Source organism: Aquabacterium sp. (genome assembly GCF_021768455.1).
In the GTDB taxonomy this organism is placed as follows: Bacteria; Pseudomonadota; Gammaproteobacteria; order Burkholderiales; family Burkholderiaceae_C; genus Aquabacterium.
In genome coordinates, this window is sequence record NZ_JAIZVX010000213.1 from 1 (window position 1) to 4986 (window position 4986).

Annotated in this window: 3 protein-coding genes and 1 pseudogene; 1 reads left to right on the forward strand and 3 read right to left on the reverse strand. The window is 67.3% G+C overall.

Features of this window, described 5'->3' with window-relative positions:
* Positions 1–256: 256 nt before the first annotated feature.
* From QZ994_RS18610 to QZ994_RS18620, 3 genes and pseudogenes are all read right to left on the reverse strand, one after another.
* Positions 257–643 (reverse strand): annotated as a pseudogene (locus QZ994_RS18610) (barstar family protein); the annotation flags it as partial.
* A gap of 101 nt (positions 644–744) precedes the next feature.
* Complete coding sequence (locus QZ994_RS18615) at positions 745–1098, reverse strand: ribonuclease domain-containing protein (RefSeq protein ID WP_290877194.1); 354 nt, start codon at positions 1096–1098, stop codon at positions 745–747.
* Positions 1099–1556: 458 nt separating this feature from the next.
* On the reverse strand, positions 1557–3851 hold the full coding sequence (locus QZ994_RS18620; RefSeq protein WP_290877189.1) for an NADP-dependent malic enzyme: 2295 nt from the start codon (positions 3849–3851) through the stop codon (positions 1557–1559).
* Between the two features lie 222 nt (positions 3852–4073).
* Between QZ994_RS18620 and thiL the strand changes: the two genes are divergently transcribed.
* Positions 4074–4986 (forward strand): thiamine-phosphate kinase (thiL, locus tag QZ994_RS18625; RefSeq protein WP_290877192.1); only part of this gene is annotated, 913 nt, incomplete at its 3' end.

Sequence of the window (4986 nt, forward strand, 5' to 3'; positions counted from 1 at the left end):
TGGCGAAGCTGGGCGGGCCGCTGAGCGCCGCACCATGACAAAGGGGCCCCGCAGGACCCCTTGATGCACCAGGCAAGACGGCTCAGGCTGCAGCCAGCAAGGCCGAGGTGTCGAACACGCTGCTCATTGGCGGCAGGTTCATGATCATGGGCTGCGGCGCGTTCTTCGACACCTTCACCGGCTTGGCCGGCGTGTCGTTCTGGGCGACCTCGGCCTTGTCCCAGTTGCCCACCGATTCCTTGCCCGACACGGCGATCGAGTAGAAAACGCGGAAGGCCACCTTGCGCTCGCCCCAGAAATCGGCGGCATCGCGGAAGGCGTCGAGCAGCTGCTCACGGGTTTCACGGTCGAACTTGGCGCCATCGGGGATCAGCTCGAGCACGACCACGAAGCCCGGCTGCGGACCCGACTTGTGGACCAGGTCGGTGATGCAGTCGTAGATGGCATCGAGGTTCTTGCCGAAGTGATCGGGGAACAGGAAGTCACGGGCGATGATGTCCAGCACGTCCTGCTTGCACTGAGCGGCGCTCAGGTTGGTGTACAGGAAGTGCTGGCCAGCCGCGTTGGCCGCCTGTTGCAGATCTTCCGGGCGATAGGCTCGGATGGATTGAACGATGTTGGGTCGAACGGATTGCAACAACATGATCGCTGGGGGCCCGGGGTACCGAGCGGGGCTCGGCGCCCTGGCGGGCTGAAGTTGAAGGTCTGAAGAAAGAACGAGAGGCGTGTCAGCCGGAAAGGGGCTCAGCGCCGGGGATCAATGGGTCGAAAGCTCTGGTAGTGATCCTGGGTGTAGAAACAAGTTTCCGGTTGGCGGGTATCTTTACCGCCGCAGACGATGCGCCGCGCGCCGCGGTCACGTTCGCCCGGGGTGGGCACGGTGTATTCACGGTAGAAACCGCGTGGTTCACGGGGCAAAATGCGCTCCCGGTTGCCGAACACGGTTCCATCCTTGTCGTAACGAAATGGGCCACCGCTGAGGATGCGTCGGTACACGTCCTGGGCCTGCGCGGGCAGGCTGGACAGCCCCACGACGGCATCGGTCCGGACGGCAGGTTCGGCATCGAAACGCCGGGCCTGCGCCGGTTGGACAAGCAGGCTGGACGCCAGCACGGTCGCGCCCAGGATGGACGCCACGGACGCCGTCAGGGCCGACCACAAGCGGGAGCCCCGACTGCTGGGGCTGGAACTGCGGGCACTCCGGAGGGAGGCCTGGGCCTGCTTGCTTGCTGCGTCGCCGTCTTGGGGCGCAAGGCCCGGTTGGGGGGCGACGAGCGGGTGGTCCTGGGAAAGCATCCTGGGGAGGGTGCGGGGCGTGCGGGGCACCATGGTGCTGTTCTGTGTCCAGTCCTGCAGCCTTGATCTTTCAGCAAAGCGGCTCTTCGTTAAAGGCGAGATCCTACAGAAAGAGGCCCAAAAGCTCAAGGCCCCGCCCCCTGGCGGGCAGGGGGACGGGGCCTTTGATCGGGGTCTTGACGGCGTGTGCTATAAGCCCGCCGGCTGAGCAGGCGGCGCTTTCCGTGAAGGATTCACGCCGGGCGCCGCCCCGGGGTGGCTCAGCGCACGGCGTTGGCGTCGGCCACGGTCATGGCTGTCATGTTGACGATGCGGCGCACGGTGGCCGAAGGCGTCAGGATGCAGACCGGTTTGGCCGCGCCCAGCAGGACCGGACCCAGGGCGATGCCGTTGCCGGCGGCGACCTTGAGCAGGTTGTAGGCGATGTTGGCCGCGTCGATGTTCGGGCAGACCAGCAGGTTGGCCTCACCCGTGAGGGTGCTGCGGGGCATGATTTCCGTGCGGTAGGCCGGGTCGAGGGCGGTGTCGCCGTGCATCTCGCCGTCGATTTCCAGCCAGGGGGCCTGTTCCTGGATCAGGGCCAGGGCCTGGCGCATCTTCAGGGCCGAGGGCTGGTTGCTCGAACCGAAGTTCGAGTGGCTCAGCAGGGCCGCCTTGGGGCGCTGGCCGAAACGCATCATCTCTTCGGCCGCCATGATGGTGATCTCGGCCAGCTGTTCGGCCGTGGGGTCGTAGTTGATGTGCGTGTCGAGCAGGTTGACCGTGCGACCCGGCAGGATCAGGCCGGTCATGGCGGCATAGGTCTTCACGCCCGTGCGCTTGCCGATGACCTGGTCGATGTAGTTCAGGTGCAGGCTGGTGTTGCCCCAGGTGCCGCAGATCAGGCCGTCGACTTCGCCCTTGTGCAGCAGCATCGAACCGATCAGGGTCAGGCGGCGGCGCATCTCGATCTTCGCCATCTGGGCCGTGACGCCCTTGCGCTCGGCCAGCTGGTGGTAGGCCTGCCAGTACTCGCGGTAGCGCGGATCGTGCTCGGTGCTGACGGCGTCGTAGTCCACACCGGCCTTCAGGCGCAGGCCGAAGCGCTCGATGCGCTCCTGGATGACCTCGGGGCGACCCACCAGGGTCGGACGGGCCACGCCCTCGTCGACGACGATCTGTGCGGCGCGCAGCACGCGCTCGTTTTCACCTTCGGCGTAGGCGATGCGCTTGTTCTTGGCGCGCTTGGCCACGCTGAAGATGGGCTTCATCGTGTGGCCAGAGGCGTAGACGAAGCTCTGCAGCTTCTCGGCGTAGGCGACGAAGTCGGTCACGGGGCGCTGGGCCACGCCGGACTCGGCCGCGGCCTTGGCCACCGCCGGCGCGATCTTCATCATCAGGCGCGGGTCGAAGGGCTTGGGAATCAGGTACTCGGGCCCGAAGCTCAGGTTCACGCCGGCGTAGGCGGCGGCGACCACGTCGCTCTGCTCGGCCTGGGCCAGTTCGGCAATGGCGTGCACGGCCGCGATTTCCATCTCATCGGTGATGGTGGTGGCGCCCGAGTCGAGCGCACCGCGGAAGATGTAGGGGAAGCACAGGACGTTGTTGACCTGGTTCGGGTAGTCGGAGCGACCCGTGGCCATGATGGCGTCGTCGCGCACGGCCTTGACCTCTTCCGGCAGGATTTCGGGCGTGGGGTTGGCCAGGGCGAAGATGATCGGGCTGTCGGCCATCTTGGCGACCATGTCGGCCTTGAGCACGCCACCGGCCGAGAGGCCCAGGAAGATGTCGGCGTCGGCGATGGCCTCGGACAGCTTGCGCTGCGAGGTCTTCTGGGCGAACTGGGCCTTGTCCGGGTCCATCAGTTCGGTGCGGCCTTCGTAGACCACGCCGGCCAGGTCGGTCACCCAGATGTTTTCACGCGGCATGCCCAGCTTGACCAGCAGGTTCAGGCAGGCCAGCGCCGCTGCGCCGGCACCCGAGGACACGAGCTTGACGTTCTTGATGTCCTTGCCGGCGATCTTCAGGCCGTTCATCAGGGCGGCGCCCACGACGATGGCGGTGCCGTGCTGGTCGTCGTGGAAGACGGGGATCTTCATGCGTTCGCGCAGCTTGCGCTCGACGAAGAAGCAGTCCGGGGCCTTGATGTCTTCGAGGTTGATGCCGCCGAAGGTGGGCTCCAGGCTGGCGATGATCTCGACCAGTTTTTCGGGGTCTTTTTCGTTGATTTCGATGTCGAAGACGTCGATGTCTGCGAACTTCTTGAACAGGACGGCCTTGCCTTCCATGACGGGCTTGGCGGCCAGGGGGCCGATGTCGCCCAGGCCCAGCACCGCGGTGCCGTTGGTGATCACGGCCACGAGGTTGCCGCGGCTGGTGTACTTGAACGCGTTGGCAGGGTTCTCGACGATCTCTTCGCAGGGCGCGGCCACGCCGGGCGAGTAGGCCAGGGCCAGGTCACGTTGGTTGGTGAGTTGCTTGGTGGCACTGATCGCGAGCTTGCCGGGTGTCGGCAGCTCATGGTATTCAAGCGCGGCCTTTTTGAGTTCTGCGCTCTTCTGCTCGGGAGTGGTCATGGTGGACTGGCTCTTTTTGTGGCGGGCCGAAACGGACACCGGGGGGGTGATTTTAGGAAGAATGCACGCGGTTTGCGCTTGTGGATGCCCGCATGTCCCCAAATGGAAGCGTAGGGGTCTTAGCTGTCGTTCGGCTGCCGAACTTGCGCGCAGGCTGGTCTGAGGGCGAATGCGGTGGACGGATGGGGCCGGGCTGTGCACGGCTCGCGCGACAATCCCGCCATGAGCCTTGGCGAATTTGACCTCATCGACACCTATTTCCGGCGCCAGCCCGGCCAGGGCGCCCGCCGCGCCGACGTCGGCAATGGCGACGACTGCGCGCTGCTGAGCCTGGCGCCCGGCATGCAGCTGGCCGTCTCGACCGACACCCTGGTGGAGGGGCGGCACTTTCTCTCCACCGTCGACCCGGTGCGGCTGGGCCACAAGGCCCTGGCCGTGAACCTCTCCGACCTGGCCGCCTGTGGCGCCCGCCCGCTGGCTTTCACCCTGGCCCTGACCCTGCCCCGTGTGGACACGGCCTGGCTGGCCGGTTTCTCGCAAGGCCTGCTGGCCCTGGCCGATGCCCACGACTGCGAGCTCGTGGGCGGGGACACCACCGCGGGTCCCCTGGCCATCGGCATCACGGTGATGGGCGAGGTGCCGCGCGGGCAGGGCCTGCTGCGCCATGGTGCCCAGGTGGGCGACGACATCTGGGTCAGTGGCCTGCCCGGTGTGGCCCGCCTGGCGCTGGAGGCCTTCCGGGGCACGCTGCGCCCGCCGCTTTCGTGCGAGGCCTTCGAGGCCGCGCGCCTGGCCATGGAGTGCCCCAGCCCCCGCGTGGCCCTGGGCGAGGGCCTGCGCGGGCTGGCCAGTTCGGCCATCGACGTCTCCGACGGCCTGCTGGGCGACCTGGGGCACATCCTGCGCCGCAGTGGCGTGGGGGCAAGCCTCGTGGTCGACGCGCTGCCCCTGAGCCCCTGGCTGGCCGAGCGCCCGCGCCCCGAGCAGCTCGACTGCGTGCTGGCCGGTGGCGACGACTACGAGCTGGTCTTCACCGCACCGGCTGTCCACCGCGCCGCCATCCATGCCCTGGGCGAGCGCCTGGGCCTGCCCCTGAGCCGCATTGGCCGCACCGAGGCCGAGCCGGGCCTGCGCC